20 protein-coding genes are annotated in these 20155 nt (G+C 61.3%); 8 read left to right on the forward strand and 12 right to left on the reverse strand.

Going from position 1 to position 20155, the window contains the following annotated elements:
- Positions 1-2 precede the first annotated feature (2 nt).
- Positions 3-578 carry a polysaccharide biosynthesis/export family protein gene (locus HJB82_RS09745; RefSeq protein WP_207583759.1) on the reverse strand — a complete coding sequence of 192 codons (576 nt, stop codon included), beginning with the start codon at positions 576-578 and terminating at the stop codon, positions 3-5.
- 302 nt (positions 579-880) lie between these two features.
- Between HJB82_RS09745 and HJB82_RS09750 the strand changes: the two genes are divergently transcribed.
- Positions 881-3046: a GumC family protein gene (locus tag HJB82_RS09750; RefSeq protein ID WP_207583760.1), complete on the forward strand. Its 2166-nt coding sequence runs from the start codon at positions 881-883 to the stop codon at positions 3044-3046.
- A gap of 62 nt (positions 3047-3108) precedes the next feature.
- Here HJB82_RS09750 and HJB82_RS09755 read toward each other — a convergent pair whose 3' ends face one another.
- Complete coding sequence (locus HJB82_RS09755) at positions 3109-4350, reverse strand: GNAT family N-acetyltransferase (protein ID WP_207583761.1); 1242 nt, start codon at positions 4348-4350, stop codon at positions 3109-3111.
- A 122-nt stretch (positions 4351-4472) separates the two neighbouring features.
- Positions 4473-4682, reverse strand: a complete 210-nt coding sequence (locus HJB82_RS09760) for a DUF2842 domain-containing protein (RefSeq protein WP_207583762.1) — start codon at positions 4680-4682, stop codon at positions 4473-4475.
- 115 nt (positions 4683-4797) lie between these two features.
- Here HJB82_RS09760 and HJB82_RS09765 point away from each other — a divergent pair, with 115 nt between their 5' ends.
- Positions 4798-5901 carry a COX15/CtaA family protein gene (locus HJB82_RS09765; protein WP_207583763.1) on the forward strand — a complete coding sequence of 368 codons (1104 nt, stop codon included), beginning with the start codon at positions 4798-4800 and terminating at the stop codon, positions 5899-5901.
- An 11-nt stretch (positions 5902-5912) separates the two neighbouring features.
- On the opposite strand, the gene HJB82_RS09770 is transcribed toward HJB82_RS09765, so the two are convergent.
- From HJB82_RS09770 to HJB82_RS09800, 7 genes are all read right to left on the reverse strand, one after another.
- Positions 5913-6704 (reverse strand): sulfite exporter TauE/SafE family protein, encoded by a 792-nt coding sequence (locus HJB82_RS09770; RefSeq protein ID WP_207583764.1) that lies wholly within the window; start codon positions 6702-6704, stop codon positions 5913-5915.
- Positions 6705-6708: 4 nt separating this feature from the next.
- Positions 6709-7641: an N-acetyl-gamma-glutamyl-phosphate reductase gene (gene argC / locus HJB82_RS09775; RefSeq protein WP_207583765.1), complete on the reverse strand. Its 933-nt coding sequence runs from the start codon at positions 7639-7641 to the stop codon at positions 6709-6711.
- 59 nt (positions 7642-7700) lie between these two features.
- Positions 7701-8663, reverse strand: a complete 963-nt coding sequence (speB, locus tag HJB82_RS09780) for an agmatinase (protein WP_207583766.1) — start codon at positions 8661-8663, stop codon at positions 7701-7703.
- Between the two features lie 219 nt (positions 8664-8882).
- Positions 8883-10067, reverse strand: coding sequence for a CmlA/FloR family chloramphenicol efflux MFS transporter (cml, locus tag HJB82_RS09785; RefSeq protein ID WP_207583767.1), 1185 nt, complete (start codon positions 10065-10067; stop codon positions 8883-8885).
- A gap of 309 nt (positions 10068-10376) precedes the next feature.
- Positions 10377-10844: a 30S ribosomal protein S9 gene (gene rpsI / locus HJB82_RS09790; protein ID WP_207583768.1), complete on the reverse strand. Its 468-nt coding sequence runs from the start codon at positions 10842-10844 to the stop codon at positions 10377-10379.
- A 2-nt stretch (positions 10845-10846) separates the two neighbouring features.
- Positions 10847-11311, reverse strand: a complete 465-nt coding sequence (gene rplM, locus HJB82_RS09795; protein WP_164008904.1) for a 50S ribosomal protein L13 — start codon at positions 11309-11311, stop codon at positions 10847-10849.
- A 312-nt stretch (positions 11312-11623) separates the two neighbouring features.
- Positions 11624-12550: a LysR family transcriptional regulator gene (locus HJB82_RS09800; protein WP_246762738.1), complete on the reverse strand. Its 927-nt coding sequence runs from the start codon at positions 12548-12550 to the stop codon at positions 11624-11626.
- Positions 12551-12596: 46 nt separating this feature from the next.
- Here HJB82_RS09800 and HJB82_RS09805 point away from each other — a divergent pair, with 46 nt between their 5' ends.
- Positions 12597-12821 carry a DUF1127 domain-containing protein gene (locus HJB82_RS09805; RefSeq protein WP_207583769.1) on the forward strand — a complete coding sequence of 75 codons (225 nt, stop codon included), beginning with the start codon at positions 12597-12599 and terminating at the stop codon, positions 12819-12821.
- A gap of 194 nt (positions 12822-13015) precedes the next feature.
- Positions 13016-13840, forward strand: a complete 825-nt coding sequence (locus tag HJB82_RS09810; protein WP_207583770.1) for an enoyl-CoA hydratase — start codon at positions 13016-13018, stop codon at positions 13838-13840.
- Here the strand turns inward: HJB82_RS09810 and HJB82_RS09815 are convergent, their stop codons facing one another.
- Together HJB82_RS09815 and HJB82_RS09820 are read right to left on the reverse strand one after the other, a co-directional pair.
- Positions 13841-14677 carry an EamA family transporter gene (locus tag HJB82_RS09815; protein ID WP_207583771.1) on the reverse strand — a complete coding sequence of 279 codons (837 nt, stop codon included), beginning with the start codon at positions 14675-14677 and terminating at the stop codon, positions 13841-13843.
- A gap of 476 nt (positions 14678-15153) precedes the next feature.
- A complete protein-coding gene (locus HJB82_RS09820; RefSeq protein ID WP_207583772.1) occupies positions 15154-15477 on the reverse strand; it encodes a hypothetical protein in 324 nt (107 codons plus the stop codon).
- A gap of 120 nt (positions 15478-15597) precedes the next feature.
- Between HJB82_RS09820 and HJB82_RS09825 the strand changes: the two genes are divergently transcribed.
- The 4 genes from HJB82_RS09825 to HJB82_RS09840 all read left to right on the forward strand — a co-directional run bounded on the left by HJB82_RS09825 (position 15598) and on the right by HJB82_RS09840 (position 20154).
- Positions 15598-16026, forward strand: a complete 429-nt coding sequence (locus HJB82_RS09825) for a CoA-binding protein (protein ID WP_207583773.1) — start codon at positions 15598-15600, stop codon at positions 16024-16026.
- Between the two features lie 117 nt (positions 16027-16143).
- Complete coding sequence (locus HJB82_RS09830; protein WP_207583774.1) at positions 16144-17439, forward strand: O-acetylhomoserine aminocarboxypropyltransferase; 1296 nt, start codon at positions 16144-16146, stop codon at positions 17437-17439.
- 6 nt (positions 17440-17445) lie between these two features.
- The gene (locus tag HJB82_RS09835; protein ID WP_207584288.1) at positions 17446-17790 is read left to right on the forward strand and encodes a cupin domain-containing protein; all 345 of its coding nucleotides are present in this window, start codon (positions 17446-17448) and stop codon (positions 17788-17790) included.
- Between the two features lie 234 nt (positions 17791-18024).
- Entirely contained in the window at positions 18025-20154 is a 2130-nt protein-coding gene (locus HJB82_RS09840; RefSeq protein ID WP_221139887.1) for a bifunctional diguanylate cyclase/phosphodiesterase, read from the forward strand.
- Position 20155: the final 1 nt, after the last annotated feature.

Raw genomic sequence — 20155 nt, forward strand, 5'->3', positions numbered from 1 at the left:
ATTCAGAAGAGCCGTTCGCGAACATAGATCGTGTCGCCGGCGATAATCGGCCCCGATATGTTGATGCGGCCGGTCAGCACTCGTCCGTTGATCTTGCGGGTGACGTCGACCATGCTCTGGTTGGCGCGGCCGGTAAAGCCGCCAGCGACCGCGATAGCATTCTGCACCGTCATGCCGGGGACATAGGCATACTGGCCGGGTTGGCCGACTTCGCCCATGAGAAAGATCGAACGGTAGCGATCGACATCGATGGTGACGTCGGGATCGCGAAGATAGCCCTGTTGCAGTTTCTGAGCGATTTGCCCCGAGAGCTGCTGCAGAGTTCGGCCGCGGGCAGGGACCTGGCCGATGAGGGGGAAGGCAATATAGCCGGCCTGATCCACCGTATAGGTGTTGGTCAGGCTCTGCTGGTCGAAGACGGTAACGCGCAACCGATCGCCGCTGTCCAGCGTATAGGGCTGGATAGTCGCCTCGTTGAAGGCCTTCGGAGCCGGCTTGTACGTCGTGCAGCCGCCCAATGCTGCCGTCATGGCTGCAAGGCTCAGGGCCAAAAGGATCTTGGGCTGGACGACAGACATCCGTTTGTGCTCACAGAAAATGAACTCGGTAGAGCCGTTATCGATCCGTTAGGGTTAATGCCCGGTAAAGGCCGCTTGCAATTTCCTGGTTTCCTTCATCGCTCCTTAGAACAGGATGATCTTAGGCCGGATCGGCCTCAGATCTGAATCCTGTTCTAAATTAAAAGTCAGAGCATGATGTCGCCCAAAACCGCTCACACTTTTCGGCATCATGCTCCGCTCATTACTCCGCAAGATTGCCATTAACCGTTGAGTTACCATGGTCGTTTACGCTTGCGGCACCTTTGTTGTGGAGTAAGAGCATGTCCGGCGTAGCGCGTGATCAGGATGTGGACATCGACCTCGGCCAGTTGGTCCGCGCCGTCTGGGCGCGCCGTCTGCGGATTCTGGCGATTACCCTCGTGGGGGCGGGCGTCGCCTTTACAGGCGCCAAGATCATGTCGCCACAATTTCGCAGCGAAACGCGCATTCTGATCGAACCCCGCGCGCCGGCCTTCGCCAGCACCCAGCAGGCCAACGACGCCAGCGCCGGTCCGCTGATGGATGAGCTGAATATCGCCAGCCAGGTGCAGCTGCTGCAATCGGCCGATCTTCTCAAGAAGGTCATCAACGACCTGAAGCTCTATAACCTGCCGGAATTCGACGATGCAGCCGACGGCTCGGCGATGAGCAGCATCCTGGTGAAGCTGCATCTGAAGAAGAACCCGCTGGAGAATCCGCCGGAAGAGCGAGTGATCGATGCCTTCGTCGAACGCCTGCAGGTCTACCAGGTGCCGGGTTCACGCGTCATCGGCATCAGTTTTACTTCGAAGGACCCGAAGCTCGCCGCCGCCATTCCGAACGCCATGGCCAATGTCTATCTTTCGACGCAGAGCGGCGCCAAGCTCGATTCCAATTCCGAAGCGACGCGCTGGCTGGAGCCGGAGATCGAAGGCCTGCGTGGCAAGGTCAGCGAAGCCGAGAAGAAGGTCGCTGAATATCGCACCTCCCACGGGCTGCTGCAGACCAACGGCACGACCACCTTTCCGGCCCAGCAGCTGAACGATATCTCTGCTGAGCTGACCCGTGTGCGCGGCGACAAGGCCAATGCCGAGGCGAGGGCGCAGGCGGTGCGCAATGCGCTGTCTTCGGGCGAGGCCTCCGACACGCTGCCGGACATCATGTCGTCCCAGGCGATCCAGCGGCTGAAAGCGACGGAATCCGGCCTGCAGTCGCAGATTTCAGACCTGCAGACCAGCCTTCTCAACAATCATCCGCGGCTGAAAAGCCTGCGTGCCCAGCTCTCCGATATCCGGGCTCAGATCCGCCAGGAGACCCAGAAGATTCTGGCGAGCATCGACAACGAATCCAAGGTCGCAGATCTGAGAGCGAGCGAGCTTGAGCGGCAGTCGGATACGGTGCAGGCCAATAGCGCTCGCGCCGGTGAAGACGAGGTCGGTCTTAATGCGCTGGAGCGCGAGGCGACCGCCCAGCGGCAGCTGCTCGAAACCTATCTGGTGCGCTACCGCGAGGCTGCCTCGCGCGCCGACAGCAATTCGAGCCCAGCCGATGCCCGTATCGTTTCCAAAGCCATCGAGCCGGTCGATCCCTATTTCCCGAAGGTGGTGCCGATCGTCGTCGTCGCGACCGTTGCGACATTGATCTTGAGCGCCATCGTCACCATGCTGGCCGAACTTTTCAGCGGCCGGGCGCTGCGTGCCGTCGATGCGTCCCGTGAGGCGATCGAGGCCGAAACGCTCGTCGAGGACAGGGATACCCCGCAGGCCGCTCCCGTTATCGCTGTCGTCAGAAAGCCCGTCCGGCCGAGCATGCTCGCCGTGGTCGCCGACGAAGATCCGGTCGAGGACGTCAAGGCTGCCGAGGCGGCGCCGGAGGACGAGAACGAATTCTCAATCGCCTCGGTTGCGGATTATCTCGCAGGCAGCCGGGCGCCGCTGGCAATCGCAATATCTCCGACCGGTGACAATGGCTCGGCGGCAACGGTTTTGCTGACCCGCATGCTCGCCGACGCCGGCCGCCGCGTCATCCTGATCGATATGACCGGTTCCGGTTATCCCACAGAATTGATGGCCGAGGACCAGGCCGCTCTTGGCGTCACCGATCTGCTATGCGGCGAGGCCGCTTTTGGCGACACGATCCACGGCGACCACCTTTCCGATGCCCATCTCATTCCCCAGGGCCAGAGTGACGTTCGCCGCGCCATGCGCGGTGTGGACCGGCTGTCGCTGCTGCTCGATGCGCTTGCCGCCGCCTACGACCTCGTGGTGGTCGAATGCGGTTCGGCCGATGTCGCCGGCGTCTCGCGGCTGACGCGCAGCCGCGACGTCGAGATCATTCTCTCCCTGCCGGAAGTCGAGGAGACGATCTTCGTTGCCCTGATGACGGAATTCCAGGCTGCGGGCTACGAGCGCGTCGTGTTGATGTCGGGTGGTGAAGCGGCGGAGCAGAGGCTCGGCCAGGCCGCCTAACGCATGCCGCGCAAAAGTGTGCCGCGGTTTTGCGGCAACGACATGCGTAAGACAAAGACCGCTTAGCCGAGCCGTGCTCGGATGCTCTGCGTGAACTTATAGAGCTTCGGGCGGGCCTTGATATGGGCCTTGCCGCGGGTGACGATCCGGTGCGCGGCGCCGGCGAGAACGCCGAACTGCGAGACCGGCAGCACCACGTCGTAATGCGCGGTCTCCACAGGCGCCCAGGAACGCTTGTAAGTCTGGTCGCCAAGGCCGAAATCGAACAGCGCCACGCCCTTGCCATGCAATCCCGAAATGGTCTGCCAATAGAGGAATTCGCCGGGGCTCGTATCCGGAACGAGCTCTTCGTCGATTGCGCCGAACTGGCAGATGATGTGGTCGCCCTTGCGCGAAATCCCTGAAATTGCGGCGACCCGGCCCTCATTCTCACTTTTGAGCCGCAGCACATGCATCTGCAGCCCGAAATACCGCCGGTCGTCATCCCGCTTGTCGATGAGGCCGTGCAAAAAGGCCCGCGTTTCCTTGTCGGCGAAGACGTCGGGCAGGCCGAGGCTGGCGAAGCGGGCGCTCTTCAGGCGGAAAAAGATATCGAGCAGACGGTGCTGTTCTTCCGAAGTCTCGGGGACAACGTATTCGACGCCGCCGGCCGCCTCGAGACGTTTCGATTGAACACGGAATTTCTTGCGCCGGTTCTTGGCGTTGAGCTGCTTCAGCGTGTCCTCGAAAGCGGGAAAGAACGGCAGCTGATAGGCATGATTCTGGTTCTGCACCATCGGCAGCCCCGCAAGCGGGGTCGGTCGTCCGCGCCATTCCAGCGGAATGTTCTGCAGCAGCAGCAGATCGGCCCGACCCTTGAGCGCCTGCTGCAGCTGACCGGCGAACTTGCCGGGATCGATGGTCCCGCCGGCCTCTGCAAAGCTCTCGGAGAACAGGCCGGTATTGATATTGCTGTGATCGGCGGCGATGAACTTCGCGGTCGCAAGCCCCCGAGACTTGATGATTTCGACCGGCAGAATGAATGCCGTCTGACCCGCATAGGTGCCTTTGAGGATCGCCAGCGGCCGCTGAAAGGCGCTCACCCAGGCGGCGCACCAATCATAGCTCTGATGGAGTGACTGGAGATTGTCGCGCTCCAGCGCTCGCCAGTCGTCCTCCAACGGCTGCATTGCGTCGAAGACTTCGATATCGACTTCGGCCATGGCGAGTTTCATGCTCAGCTGACGCAGGCGCGAAATGGCCGTTTGGGCCAGCGCCACGTCCTCCGACGGCTGTTCATGAACATCGAGCTTTTGCGTCTGCACGGGTGGTTTTCTCCGGTCAAGAATGCTGAACGGGAAGGTAGGTATGCCAGACGTATATTTGGTTTAACTGCACGCGTCGGGCGAGGTTTTCCGCCGATCACGGTTATTCGGCCGTTAATGGCCTATTGCTGCGGCGGTCCGGCCATCCATTTGATGATCACCATTGCCGGCAATACCCAGAGCAGGCCGGTGAGCAGGAAATAGAGCAGGTGTCCCCACCAGGGCGCGTTGCCGAGCGCTGCCACCGCGATCGTGTTCGCCACCAGCGCATAGACCAGCACGAGCACGACGATGAGGATCGTGCCGATGAATTTGCGGAGGCGAATGGGCATCGTTTATCTCTCGGCATGGACAGGGCGAGCCGGCGCGACGGCATGCCGCAAAGGTTCGGGGCTTGTTTTGCATGAGCCGGTGGGGCAAATCAACTGCCGGATAGAAGGAGACATCATGGCTGTCGCAAACCCGACCACGGAACAGGCGATCCTGAGCGAAGTGCGCAAGCAGGACCGCGACCGCCGCGCCTTGCGTTTCTGGCTTGGTTTCGTGCTTTTGGCGCTCTTCTGTCTCGTGCTCGTCGGTGGCGCCACGCGGCTAACCAATTCCGGCCTGTCGATCACCGAGTGGAAGCCGATCCACGGCGTCATCCCGCCGCTGTCGGCTGCCGAATGGGAGGAGGAATTTCGCCTCTACCAGCGCATTCCTGAGTTTCAGCAGTTGAACAGCTCGATGACCGTCGACGAGTTCAAGGGCATTTTCTGGTGGGAATGGGCGCATCGGCTGATCGCCCGTGGCATCGGCGTGATCTTCGCGCTGCCGCTCATCTTTTTCTGGCTGACGGGGCGGATTGAAAAGCGCCTGCGCTGGCCGCTCGTCGGCATTCTGGCGCTTGGTGGCCTGCAGGGTTTTATCGGCTGGTGGATGGTGTCGTCTGGCCTGTCTGTCCGCACCGACGTCAGCCAGTACAGGCTAGCGACGCATCTCGTCATGGCCTGCCTGATCTTTGCCGGCTGCATGTGGATCATGCGCGGGCTTTCCAGGCATTCCAGCGATCCGGCGCCGGCGCGAAGCTCGCGCGGTTTTGCCGCCGCGATCGCCGTTTTCGCACTGTTCCAGATCTATCTCGGCGCGCTGGTGGCAGGGCTCGACGCCGGTTTTTCCTACAATACCTGGCCGCTGATGGATGGCGCCGTCATCCCGTCGGATCTGCTGATCCAGCAGCCCTTCTGGATCAACGCCTTCGAGAACCCGAAGACGGTGCAATTCATCCACCGCATCGGCGCCTATACGCTCTTCGCATTGACCTTGATCAACATGGTGATCGCGCTGCGCGCCGCACCATGGACCACCCATGCCCGCCGCGCCGTCGTGCTCTTCGCGCTGGTGACCCTGCAGGCCGCAGTCGGCATCGCCACGCTGCTGATGCAGGTGCCGCTTCACTGGGGCCTGCTGCATCAGGCCGGTGCCCTGGTGGTTTTCGGTTTCGCCGTCGCCAACTGGCGCGGCTTTTACGGCGAATATCCGCATGGGACGATGATCACAGAGCGCGATTGAATCATCCTGTTCTAACGCAGCACCCCATCGAGCAACGGCATGCCGATGATCGCGGCGCCGGCGATCAGCACGTAGCAGGCGATGCGGAAGGTCCGCTCCTCGGCGAGTCCGAACAGTTTCGAGCCGCCGTAAAGCCCGACCGCATAACTCGGCAGGATGATGGCGGTCAGTGCGAAGACGGTGGGCACGAACAGTCCGCCGATATAATAGCTGATGGCACTGAAGACGGACGAGATCGAGAAATAGAGAACGACGTTCGCCCTGACGCGCGTGAAGTCGCTTTTGCCGCCAAGCCAGTAGGCGACAACAGGCGGCCCGCCGAGCTGCGCGGCGCCGCTGAAAAGCCCGGCGATTAGGCCGATGCCGCTGCTGAGTGCTGCCGAAGGCGCGCCGTGGTATCGCCATCCCGATGCGAGAAGCGCGAGTAGGGCGATCGCGATGATGGTAATGCTCCAGCGCAAAAGCAGCGGGTCGAGCAGCGCCAGCATCGCCGTGCCGGCCGGGACGCCGAGGGCCGCACCCGCCGCCATGACGAAGACCTCGGGTCGGTTGGCGCCGCGCCATGCGGGCGGGATCATCCCGACTGTCGCAATGCCGTCGATGACGAGCAGGATCGGCGAGACCAGCTTCGGCCCGACGATCGCGCCGGCGAGCGGAATGAAGATCAATGCGGCGCCGAAGCCCGAAAAACCGCGGGCGAGCCCGGCGACGACGGCGAACGCCATCAGCGCATAGATGCCATGGTCGGGCAGGGCGGCGGCAAACCAGGCGTGCACGCCGGCGATGAGCACATCGAGCGTCATGACGTCAGGAGGCGAGCATCAGGTCCATATTCTGCACGGCAGCACCCGAGGCGCCCTTGCCGAGATTGTCGAGCAGCGCCACCAGATTGACTTGCGAGGTGCCTGGCGTGCCGAAGACGAAGAGCTTCATCGTGTCCTTGCCTTCGAGCTCGACGGCGTTGATGCGGGGCAGGACCTTGCTTTCGGCGAGCGGCACGACGGTGACGATATCCTGGCCGGCATAATGGGCGACGAGGGCTGCATGGATGCTCTCCATCGTCGTGCCTTCGGCGAGGTCGCCGAGATGCAGCGGCACCTGGACGATCATGCCCTGTGCGAACTTGCCGACCGACGGCGAGAAGATCGGCGCGCGGTCGAGCAGTCCGTGCACGGTCATTTCAGGCACATGTTTGTGGGTCAGCGGCAGGCCGTAGAGGAAATGTGGTGCGGTGATCGCATCCGGGTGATCCGGGTTTTCCATCTGCGCGATCATCTGCTTGCCGCCGCCGGTATAGCCGGACACCGCGTTGACCGTCACCGGATAGCCGTCCGGCAGCATGCCGGCAGCACGCAGCGGCCGGATGAGGCCGATCGCGCCCGTGGGGTAGCAGCCGGGATTGGCGACAAAACGGGCCGCCTTGATCCTGTCGGCCTGCGCGCTGTCCATTTCGGCAAAGCCATAGGCCCAGCCGGAATTGACGCGGAAGGCGGTCGAGGTGTCGATGACGCGGACGTTATTGTTGGCCGAAACCATCTGCACCGCTTCCTTGGAAGCGTCGTCAGGCAGGCAGAGAATGGCGATATCGGTGCTGTTCAGCATGTCCTCGCGCATGGCCGCGTTGCGCCGCTCGGCCTCTGGAATGGACAGAAGCTCGACATCGCGGCGGCCAGCCATGCGCGTGCGGATCTGCAGACCCGTCGTGCCGTGTTCGCCGTCGATGAAGATTTTCGGTGCCATGTTAGACCTGCGCTTTCAATGGGTTCAGAAGGTTTCCGGATTCACTTTGGGATGATACGTCAGCCTTGTGACACGGCGATGGCGCGTCTCTCGGCATGAAGCCCCAGCATATACATCGCCACCGTTGCCCCCGCAATGGCGGTGATATCGGCATGGTCGTAGGGTGGCGACACCTCGACGACATCGGCACCGCGAATATCGAGCTGGTGCAGGCGCTGCAGCACCGAGAGGATCTTGGCGCTCGATGGGCCGCCGGCAACCGGCGTGCCGGTGCCCGGTGCAAAGGCCGGATCGAGGCAATCGATATCGAAGGTGAGATAGGCCGGCGCGCCGCGCGTATGCGAGATGATCGCCGAGGCGATATCGCCGGCGCTCATCTCCTCGACCTGATGACCATAGAGAATATTGACGCCGAAATCCTCCGGCGCATGGGTGCGGATACCGACCTGGATCGAGCGGTCGGGATCAATGATGCCCTCGCGGGCGGCCCGTGCCACGAAGGAACCATGGTCGATGCGCCGTTCTTCGTCGAACCAGGTGTCCTGGTGCGCGTCGAACTGCACAAGCGCGAGCGGCCCGTGTTTTGCCGCGTGGGCTTTCAGCAGCGGCCAGGTAACGTAGTGATCGCCGCCGAGCGTCAGCAGAAAAGCGCCGCTGTCGAGGATGACGTTGGCCTGGCGTTCGATGGCATCAGGCGTATCCTGATGATTGCCGTAGTCGAGCAGGCAATCGCCGTAATCGATGACGGCCATCTCGGTGAAGAGATCGCGGTTGAAGGGATATTGCGGATCATTGTCGAAGATCGCCGAGGCGCGCCGGATCGCTTGCGGCCCGAAGCGCGTGCCCGGCCTGTTCGAGGTCGCGGCGTCGAAGGGAATACCCCAGACGGCAACGTCGACGCCGGCGAGCTCCTTGGTGAAGCGGCGGCGCATGAAGGACAGCGCGCCAGCAAAGGTCGGGTCGCTGGCGGCGGAGGTGAGGCTGGTCGCCGTGAAGGCATGATCAATCGATCTGTTCGCCAAGTGATGCTCCTTTTTTCGGTCGCAAAACCATAGTCGCGTTCGATGCGGACGCTGCATTGCATGACGCCGTTCGATGCCTGGGCGTCGGGCGGGTCTCTTACGAAGGAATTGACCGATCCCCTGCGCGCAGAAAGGGGTAGGCGAGGCGCGGGCAGATTTCAAGCAATCGTTCGGATGACGGCCGCTCGTATATCGTCGAGCCGCCGTCATCCGCTCCTGTCAGGCCGGCCGCCGCAGGGACCACAATCCGGCCAGAGTCGTCAGCGCGGCCGCACTGACGTAGCCCACGAGTGGCCAGGCGCTGTCGCCGCCGAGCAGGAGCACGAAGGCGGTTCCGGCAAAGCCGACGATGATGCTCTCGACACAGAAATAGAACGCGACCGCCGTTCCTGCCGTGTCGCCAAAGGCGTTGAGCGCGCCGTTGGCGGTGACTGCCGTCGTAAGGACGATGCCGATCGCGATGATCCACATCGGCATGACGAAGCTGACCAGGGAAGGCTGCAGAAACAACTCTCCAAAGGCAAGCAGCACGGCGCCGAGAAGCAGCATTGCCATGCCTCTGGCAAGGCTGCCGGCAATGCCCCAGCGCATGACGAAGCGTTTGGCGAAACGCGCCGTCACGATCATCACCAGCGCCACTGTGGCAAAGACGAAGCTGAAGCCGATTTCGGAGAAACCGGCTTTATCGATCAGCACACGGGGTGCCGTCGAGAAGAAGACGAAGAAGGCCCCCATCGCCGTGCTGAAGCCGCCGGTATAAACCCAGAAGGGAAAGCTTGTGAGGATCGGGCGGAGAGCGATCTTCGCGGTAACGGTGGGGCGGGTTTCATGCCACCGCATGCCGGCATTGAAAAGGGCGGCAACCGAAAGCAGGCCGATGACGAGGAAGATGGCCCGCCAGCCGAAGCGATCGGCGATCAAGGCTCCGGCGATCGGGCCTAATGCAGGCACGAAGGAGAGGATGGAGCCGAGAAGGCCATAGATCGTGATGCTTTCGGGACGTCCGGCGTAAACGTCACGCACTGTTGCGAAGGTTGCGACGAGGACCGCCGACGCACCGACTGCCTGCAGCAATCTCAAGGCCACGAAGAGCGGCGCCGACGAGGAGCCGGCCAGCAGGAAGGAGGAAGCGGCAAAGAGTACCGCCCCTGCGAGCAGGACGGGCCGTCGTCCGACAATATCGGAAATCGGGCCGAAGATGATCTGCCCGGCGCCGAGGACGAGCATGTAGAGGCTGAGGGTCAGTTGGATGACATCAGGCGAGGTGCCGAGCGCCTCCGGCATGACCGGCACGATCGGCAGATAGATATCCATGGCAAGAGAGGTCAGGATGTCGAAAGGCGCCATCAGCAGCAAGGCTGCCGGCACGGAATAGGTCCAGCGCTGGATTTTGGAATAAGACATGGGAAAGAACCCGCTCAAATGATTTCATTCGGCGGCGATCTGTCTCTTCATCAGTATCGGGATTGGTCGGACAGACGCCGCAACAACAGGGCAGAGTTGTTGCGGCCTATTTGTCTGCGGACTTGGTTGTCCCCATGATGCAACCCTGATTGCGGCTTCGCTCATTCTCGAAGCCCTTTGCCAAGTTTCTACCAGCAGAACGGCAATGCGACAATGACATGCCGATGCGCTTCCGGTTGGTTTAAACAGCGCCAAACAAAAAAAGGCCGGGTTTCCCCGGCCTTCGTAAATTCCGTCTGTCCGAAGCGATTAACGCTTGGAGAACTGGAAGGAGCGGCGGGCCTTTGCCTTGCCGTACTTCTTGCGTTCGACGACGCGGCTGTCGCGGGTCAGGAAGCCGCCCTTCTTCAGCACCGGGCGCAGGCCCGGCTCGAAGTAGGTGAGCGCCTTGGACAGGCCGTGGCGAACGGCACCGGCCTGGCCGGACAGGCCGCCGCCGGCAACGGTTGCGATGATGTCGAACTGGCCGTCACGGGCAGCCGCAACGATCGGCTGGCGCAGGATCATCTGCAGCACCGGACGAGCGAAATATTCCGCGAATTCCTTGCCGTTGACGATGATCTTGCCGGAGCCCGGCTTGAGCCAGACGCGGGCGACGGCGTTCTTGCGCTTGCCGGTCGCGTAGGAGCGGCCGAGCGAATCGACCTTGCGGACGTGGGCCGGAGCAGCAGCTTCGGAAATCGTGCCGAGATCCTTCAGGGAGGAGAGGTCAGCCATGATCAGGCGCTCCTTACATTCTTTTTGTTGAGCACGGCAACGTCGAGGGCGACCGGCTGCTGGGCTTCATGGGGATGGGCGGAGCCGGCGTAAACGCGCAGGTTCTTCATCTGGCGACGGCCGAGCGGGCCACGCGGAACCATGCGTTCGACGGCCTTTTCGAGGACGCGCTCCGGGAAGCGGCCTTCGATGATCTGGCGCGCGGTACGTTCCTTGATGCCGCCGGCAAAACCGGTGTGCCAGTAATAGACCTTGTCGGAATATTTCTTGCCGGTGAAAACCACCTTGTCGGCATTGATGACGATGACGTTGTCGCCGTCGTCAACGTGGGGCGTGAAGGTTGCCTTGTGCTTGCCGCGCAGGCGCATAGCGATGATGGAAGCGAGACGGCCAACGACCAGCCCTTCGGCGTCGATGATCACCCACTTCTTCTCCACCTCTGCAGGCTTCTGGGAGAAGGTTGCCATAGTGAATACTCTCTTTTGAGACCCTTGGCCCGAGGGCTTGAAGGGCGTTTCTTGTTGCTTGGATTGACAGGCTCGAGGCATGCCAAAAAGAAAGCAGCCCGGACAGGCTGCGTTCTGGCGCGGTGTATAGAGGGAATATGACATTGGGTCAATATCGACGTTCCTGAGGTCTGGAAAAAAGAGTAAGCAAAAACAATGAGTTAGTTATGAGGTATTGTGTTACCACAGATTTGCCGGCGAAAGAGCTGCCGTGCTTGACGCTTTTCGCATCCCTGCTGGGTTTGAAAGAGCATGCCGCGGTCGAAGCGGCCGCTAATCTTTGAACTCGCGCAGGCATTTCATCATTTCCCGAAGGCCGCGTGTCAGATGCTTGTCCCGGCGCAGAACCATGCCGAGGCGGCGCGTGAGCTTCGGCTGCAGCGATGAGGTCGTCACGAGGCCGGCGCGGTCGCGCTTCAACGCCAGTCCCGGCAGGATCGACCAGCCGAGCCCGACGGCTACCAGTTCCTTGATCGCTTCGATGCTGCCGAACTCCATGGCCGGTCGGATCCTAGTGTCCGGTGCGGCCAGCCACGCGTCGATTGCCCGTCGCGTATTGCCGCCCTCATAAAGCAGCAGCGTCCTGTCGCGCATGAAGGCGGCGTCCGGTCCGCCGTCGGGTATCAGGCTGCCCGCCGGAGCGACGGCCAGCAATTCTTCCTCGTAGAACGGTTCGATCTCGAAGTTGCGCCCTGAGGCCGGCAGGGCAACGACGGCGATATCGAGGCTGTTGGCCTCCAGATCGCGCAAGACGTCGTCGGCATCGCCGATGCGCACGGTGATTTCCAGGCCGGGCATGGATTTTCGGGCGGCGGCAATGGCGTGAGGAAGCAGGTGGATCGACGCCGTGCCGCCGCTGCCGATGCGCACGCGGCCGCTGGCACCGTCTCTGTGTGGCATCATCGCTTCCTCAGCGACGGCCGATTGCTGCAGCAATCGCCTTGCATGCACCAGCAGGTCGAGGCCTGCCGCGGTGGGCTGCGCTCGCCGGCCGACGCGCTCGATCAGCCGGACACCGAGCCGCTGCTCGAGCCCCTTGACCTGCAGGCTGACGGCCGGCTGCGTCAGTCCCTCCATGTCGGCGGCCGCCGTAAAGCTTCCGAGATCGGCGACGTTGACGAAGGTTGCGAGCTGATCGAGGTTGAGCGCCATACCAAAGATTTCCTTATGTGTATCATAACTTCCATAAGCTTCCTTCATGTGGGTTTCCAGCCCATCCTTCTGGTGTTGAAGAGAGGTGGAAGAGATGGCCATGGAATTGAGCGAAATCCTTGAGCGCGATATCGTTCGATCGAAATTTTGCCGGTCGGCGCGCAGGGGCCGGCGGCTGCTGGCGGCAATCGAGCATCACCTGGAAAAGCGCCGCAGCCGCCGCACGCTTTGCGAGCTCACCGACGACGAGCTTTGCGATGTCGGCCTGACCCGTGCTGAGGCGAAGGCTGAGATATTGAAATCCTGGTTCTGGTCTTGACTGCGGCCGCTGCGGACAGAGCATATCCTGCTCGAAATTGCCGCAGCCTTGTGGCAGAACACCTGTCCAAAGCAATTCCTGGAAAAGCGCGAAGCGGTTTTCCGTTCGGAAGGGCGTTAAAACAAAAAGTTAGAGTGGTTCTGCGTTTCCGTAAAAGCTGAACTGCTCTAAAATCGAGCGCAGGGAGCAGCATCATGGCCGAAATCCTATCCTTCCCGGACGCAGACAGGGCGGATGGGTTACTGGTTCGCTCGCTGCGCGACGGCGTGCTGCGCCTCGTGCTCAACAACCCGCCGGCCAATGCGCTCTCGATCGCGCTTCTCGAAGCGCTGATGGCCGAGCTCGATAAGGCCGGCTCGGATGCGGATGTGCGCGTCATCGTCATCGCCTCGACCGGCAATGTCTTTTCCGCCGGGCATGATCTCAAGGAACTCACTGCCCACCGCGCCGATGAGGACCGGGGAGCCGGTTTCTTCGAGAGGGCCTTCCGGCTCTGCGCCGATCTGATGCTGAAGATCGCGCATCTGCCGAAGCCCGTCATCGCCGAGGTTGACGGGTTGGCGACGGCGGCCGGCTGCCAGCTCGTCGCCTCCTGCGATCTGGCGATCTGCACGGATACGTCGACATTCTGCACGCCGGGCGTCAATATCGGCCTGTTCTGTTCGACGCCGATGGTGGCCGTTTCCCGGGCCGCCCATCGCAAGCAGGCTATGGAGATGCTCTTGACCGGCGAGACGATCGACGCCTCGACCGGCAAGGATTTCGGCCTCGTCAACCGCATCGTGCCGAAGCAGTATCTGGCGCAGGTGGTTTCCAAATATGCCGGAGTGATCGCCAGCAAATCGCCGCTGATCCTGAAGATCGGCAAGGAAGCGTTCAACCGCCAGCTCGAACTGCCGGTTGAGGCAGCCTATGACTATGCCGCTAGAGTGATGGTCGACAATATGCTGACGCAGGATGCTGAGGAGGGCATCGGCGCCTTCCTCGGCAAGCGCACGCCGGAATGGAAGGGCGAGTGATCACGCCAATTTCAGAACCAGCCCGCCGATGGCGATGACAACACCGGCGACGTAGCGCCAGACGCTGGCTTTTTCCTTGAAGACGGTGATCGAGATCACCAGCGCAAAGAGGATCGCGGTTTCGCGCAAGGCCGCGACGGTTGCGAGCGGGGCTTTTGTCATCGCCCAAAGTGCCAGCCCGTAGGAAGCGATCGAGCCGGCGCCGCCGATCAGGCCGCGCCACCAGTTGCGACGGACGTGACGCGTCACGGCCAAGGTGCCGCGTTGCGAAACCGCCCAGGAAAACAGCAACACCGGCGGCAGCAGCGACATCCATAATGTGTAGGAAACCGCATTGCCGGAAAGGCGTGCGCCGATGCCGTCGACATAGGTGTAGCTGGCAATGACGCAGGCATTGGCAAGCGAGAGCAGGATGGCGCGGCTGCTGCCGCGCCGTGCCTCCAGAGCGAGTGTCAGGACGCCCGCACAGATTGTCATCGTGCCCGCGAGAGCGCCGCCGGAAAGATTTTCCTTCAGGATGAAGCCGCTTGTCGCGGCGATCAGCAGCGGTGCGCAGCCGCGCATCAGCGGATAGACGAGGCCGATATCGCCGGCCCGGTAGGCAGCGGCGACCAACTGGAAATAGGCGAACTGCAGGATGGCCGAGACGCCGATGAACGGCCAGGCCGCGCTTTGCGGCAACGGCAGAAATGCCAGGAACGGCAGCGCCGAAACCGCGCCGCCTGCAGAGATCAGTGCCGCGTCGAGAGATTTATCGCTGCCGGCCTTGACGATGGCGTTCCATGTCGCATGCAGCAGTGCGCCGAATAGAACCAGCAGGATGACGTCGAGTGGCAAGGGAGTAAATCCGGAAAAGATGCGGGAAGTGGAAAACGCCTCGCCTTCGGCGTTTCAAATTCCTGAAAAGACAACTGGGATTTGCACGAAAATACACGGCGGCGGTCGCGGTCGCGTTCATATACGAATAGCATTCTTTCAGTGTGGAAACAATCGCGGTGGATTGAAGCAATTTTTACGTGCGCTCGACATGCGTTCAATCCAAGCGATCCTTTCAACTATGAGATGTTTCTAATGGACACGGGAACGGAACGGGGGATTATCAAGAACATAAGCAGAAATGATCCGGGGGAATTAGGCAGGTGATTATTCTATGCTGCTGAAATATAGATATTATTCTATAACTTTGACATACTGAAAATTTTAAACTTTTGATTGTGCCATCGTCGATAAGTCGCACCACGGGATTGAGCTTCGGCCTTTCGCAAAGGCGAAAGTCCTGCAGACTTCCCGCGGCCGTCAGGAGGGCGAAACCATCACAATTGATGATGTGGAACGAAAAGCATCCCGTCAAGGTTGTCGATATTCTGGCAATTCAGGACCGGGCAGCGGGGATTGTCTTTCGAGGGGATATGCGTCCATTCCGCATAATCGGTCGCATCGCAATAATTGCTGTTGCGGACATAACGATCGTAAAGCGGCAAGCCACGGGGAGACTGATAGCGGAAGATCACCGCGCCCTGATTGTGGATGGCGGCGCGCACGCTGGCGCAGCTCATGGCAAGCGGATTGTAGCGCGAGATCGCCAGCGCCGGCGATGCGGCGAGCACGAGCATGAGGGCAAGAGCGATTTTTTTCATCGAATCATCCTCAGGAAGTAACCAATTCATATATACGGAAAAGACACGCAGCCGGTTTCGCGGAAACGCAAAAAAAACTGCGGGCCGCGCTGGAGGGCTTTCGGGAGTGGAGAAACGACCATGGACCACGACGACTATACGGATGATTATCTCGCCGGAATCCTGCATTCCGTAAAGACCATCGCGCTGACCGGCGCTTCGCCCAATCCGGCGCGGCCGAGCAACGGCGTCATGGGTTATCTGCTGTCGCGCGGCTACGAGGTCATTCCCGTCAATCCGGGGCAGGCGGGCAAACAGATCCAGGGCCGCACCGTTTATGCCCGGCTCGCCGACGTGCCCGTGCCGATCGACATGGTCGACGTGTTTCGCGCCGCCGAATATCTGGATGGGGTGGTCGAGGAGGCGCTGGCGCTGAGACCGCTGCCGCAGATCATCTGGGCCCAGCTTGGCGTCCGTGACGATGGGGCTGCCGCAAAGGCGGAGGCCGCCGGCATCAAGGTGGTGATGAACCGCTGCCCGGCGATCGAGTATCCCCGTCTCATTGCCTGAGTTGAGGTGCGATGAGACGGATTTTCCACCAAACGCCCAAGGGTTGAAACGGATCGCGATTAACTTTCGTAGACGACAGGCTATGATCCCGCCCGTCAGCAACAACTGGAGGACGACATGGCCAAGAACGATCCGGGATTCAATACGTTGGCGATCCATGCCGGCGCCCAGCCCGACCCGGCGACCGGCGCGCGTGTCACGCCGATCTACCAGACCACCGCCTTCGTCTTCAATGATTCCGATCATGCCGCGGCTCTCTTCGGCCTGCAGGCCTTTGGCAACATCTACACCCGCATCATGAACCCGACGCAGGCCGTGCTCGAGGAGCGCGTCGCAGCGCTCGAGGGCGGCACGGCGGCGCTTGCCGTCGCCTCCGGCCATGCCGCGCAAATGATCGTCTTCCACACCATCATGCGCCCAGGCGAGAATTTCATCGCGGCCAACAGGCTCTACGGCGGCTCCATCAATCAGTTCGGCCATGCCTTCGAGAATTTCGGCTGGCAGGTGCGCTGGGCCGATCCCGCCGATCCCGCGAGCTTCGAAAGCCAGATCGACGACAAGACGCGCGGCATCTTCATCGAAAGCCTGGCCAATCCCGGCGGCACCTTCGTCGATATCGCCGCCATTGCCGATGTCGCGCATCGCAACGGCCTGCCGCTGATCGTCGACAATACGATGGCGACACCCTATTTCATCCGCCCGATCGAGCACGGCGCCGATATCGTCGTGCATTCGCTGACGAAGTTTCTCGGCGGCCACGGCAATTCCATGGGCGGCCTCATCGTCGATGGAGGCACCTTCGACTGGTCGAAATCCGGCAATTACCCGATGCTGTCGAGCCCGCGGCCGGAATATAACGGCATGGTCCTGCACGCAACCTTCGGCAATTTCGCCTTTGCGATCGCTGCCCGCGTGCTCGGCCTGCGCGATCTCGGCCCGGCGATCTCGCCCTTCAACGCTTTCCTGATCCTGACCGGCATCGAGACACTGCCGCTCCGGATGCAACGCCACAGCGACAATGCGATCGCCGTCGCCAAATGGCTGAAGGCGCACAGCAAGATCGCCTGGGTGAATTATGCCGGCCTCGACGACGATCCGAACCATGCCCTGCAGCAGCGCTATTCCCCAAAGGGCGCAGGCTCCGTCTTCACTTTCGGCGTCGAAGGCGGCGTTACGGGTGGCTATGAGGCGGGCAAGACGCTGGTCGAGGGGCTGGAGCTCTTCTCCCACCTCGCCAATATCGGCGACACCCGCTCGCTCGTCATCCACCCGGCCTCGACGACACATCGGCAGTTGACCGAGGAACAGAAGACCGCCGCCGGCGCCGGCGCCGACGTGGTACGCCTTTCCGTCGGCATCGAGGACGTCAAGGACATCATCGCCGACCTCGAACAGGCGCTCTCGAAGATCTGAGTGGCCATGGCAAATTTCATCACCCTCGGCATTGACGGCGTCGAACCCGAGTTCGGCGCCCCGGAGCCCGGTCGGATCATCTCAGGCGATCCGCATTTCCGCACCTGGAACCTGGAGGAGGCCGAAGGCGGGCTCTATTCCGGCATCTGGGAGGCGACGCCGGGCAAGTGGCGGATCGTTTATGAGGAATGGGAATATTTCAGCCTGCTGTCCGGCTATTCGATCGTCACGGAGGAGGGCGGTGAGCCGGTTCATCTGAAGACGGGCGACCGGATGATCTTGCGACCCGGCTTCAAGGGAACGTGGGAAGTCGTTGAAACGACTCGCAAGGATTATGTGATCAAGGTTTAAGCAGCGCCAGCAAACCGGCGCTGACGATGGCGGGCCTGTCCCGATTTGCGGCGATGACGGCCCGTCTTTCTGCGGATGGCTGCGCTTCTTTGCCGGATAGAACGCTTTTAACCAATCCCGTTAATCGGGTCTACATCGTCAAAATGCTATATCTTATCTGCAGCGCATAGCGGACATGATGTCTCCTGCCGTCCCCACAGACATGGCCTTGCAATTAATCTTTCCGGAATATGCATGTCGTCGAATCTTGCAGGTAGGCACGTTCGCACCCAGACCTCTTCCATCATTGCGACAACGGTCTGTTTCCTTGTCGTCGCCCTCATCCTGACCGGCCTGATGGCACATGTCGTCGTCAAGATGACCCGGTCGGCGAATGAGATCGACGATGCGCGGGCCACGCGCGCCGCCCGCGCGGCGATCGGAGCCTTTGTGGCTCGTCTGAGCGGGACGACGACGGACAATGCCATATGGGACGATGCCTATAGTGCGGCCTCCTCTCCTGCCGCCGCCGACTGGGCCTATGAAAATTGGGGAAAGACCAGCGAGGATTACGCGCTCTATGACGGCGCGATCGTAATCGGCCCTGACCGGTCGTCGATCGTCTCCGCATATGCCAAGGGCAAGCCCTTCGAGCCGAGCGCCTTTTTCGGCGAAGGCTTTTATCGGCAGATCAACGCAGCCGCCGATCCCGAGCGGGCGCCGATGGTCAACTTCATCAAGACCGAAAGCGGTATCGCCCTGCTCGCATCGCAGGCGATCCAGCCCTTCGAAGCCTCCGGAGAGCTTCCGAAGCTCAGCACGCTGAGCTTTTACAAGGAATTTACCCCCGAGGTTCTCGACGCGCTCTCGAACGAACATGAACTCGAAGGCTTGCACCTTGAAACGAAGCCCAGGCCGGAATTTCTGAATACGCCGATCACCGACATGAAAGGGGCCGTCATCGGCTACCTCGTATGGCCGAGCAAAGCGCCTGGAAGCACTGTGTTTCATCGGGTAACGCCCTATGTCGCTGCCGCCGTCGCCATTCTTGCGCTGTTCCTGATCGGCGTTCTGATGGTCGGGACGTCCGAGGCACGGCGCCTGCGCCAGCTGGCGGAGGCAGCGCTTTTCGAAGCCGGCCATGACAGCCTGAGCGGCCTGTTGAACAGACATGGACTTCTCAGCCTGCTGGAAGAGTTGGACAATTCGGGCTCTTCGCCACCCCGGCTCTATCTGGTCGATCTCGATGGCTTCAAGGCGGTCAACGATGCCTGGGGGCATGCGGTCGGCGATGATTTGATCCGACTGGTTTCGAACGCGCTGATGGCCTGCCACCCCGAGGTCGTCGCCGCGGCTAGGCTGGGGGGCGACGAATTTGCGCTGGTGCATGTTGGATCTGCCACGTGCGAAGATATGGAAAAGACCATTCTCGCGCTGTTTGCCGAGCCCTTCAAAATCGGCGGACGAACGATCGAAGTTGGAGCAAGCATCGGAGCTGCCGCGCGCGACGGAGGCATCGAGCCTCTGGAGCTTCTCCGCAGAGCGGACATGGCCCTCTATCGCGCCAAGGCAAGTGGCAGAGGCCAGGCGATCGAATACGACCCCGAACTGGACGAGGAACGCCAACGGGTCGCCGAACTGGAAGGTCTGTTGAAGCACGCCATCAGCACTGGTGCGATCGAGGCCGTTTTCCAGCCTCTCGTTTCCGCCACAACAGGCGCTGTCACTGGTCTTGAAGCGCTGGCGCGCTGGCGAACGTCAACCGGAAACATCAGCCCGGAGATTTTCATCCCTCTCGCCGAGAGGTGCGGCCTCATCGATGCGCTTGGCGTTCACATGCTGAGGACATCAATCGAGCATGCCAAGAGCTGGCCCGATCTGGCACTGTCGGTGAACGTCTCGCCAATCCAACTCTGCAATCCCGAATTTGCCGCGGAGGTAATCTCGGTCCTGCGCGAGCTCGATTTCGATCCGAAGCGCCTGACCTTGGAGATCACCGAAGGCGTTCTGATGACAAATCCGGATCAGGCCCGGCGGTCGATAGACCAGCTGAAGCGCGTCGGGATAAAGTTCGCGCTGGATGACTTTGGCTGCGGCTACGCCAGCATCGGCGCATTGCGGCAGTTCGGGTTCGATCGCATGAAGATCGATCGCTCGCTTGTGTCCGCTCTCGATGAAGGCGCCAACGGCGCCGATGTCCTTCGGGCGACCATTTCGCTGGCGACCGCTCTGAAGATTCCCGTGACCGCCGAAGGTATCGAGAACAGCCGCCAGGCGGCGATCTTGCGAGAGGCTGGCTGCGATCAGCTTCAAGGCTATCTGATGGGAAGACCTATGTCGGCGCACGACATATCCGGCAGGCTGCAGGAAGACTCGGCCGCATGAC

This window comes from Rhizobium sp. NZLR10 (genome assembly GCF_019685125.1).
In the GTDB taxonomy this organism is placed as follows: Bacteria; Pseudomonadota; Alphaproteobacteria; order Rhizobiales; family Rhizobiaceae; genus Rhizobium.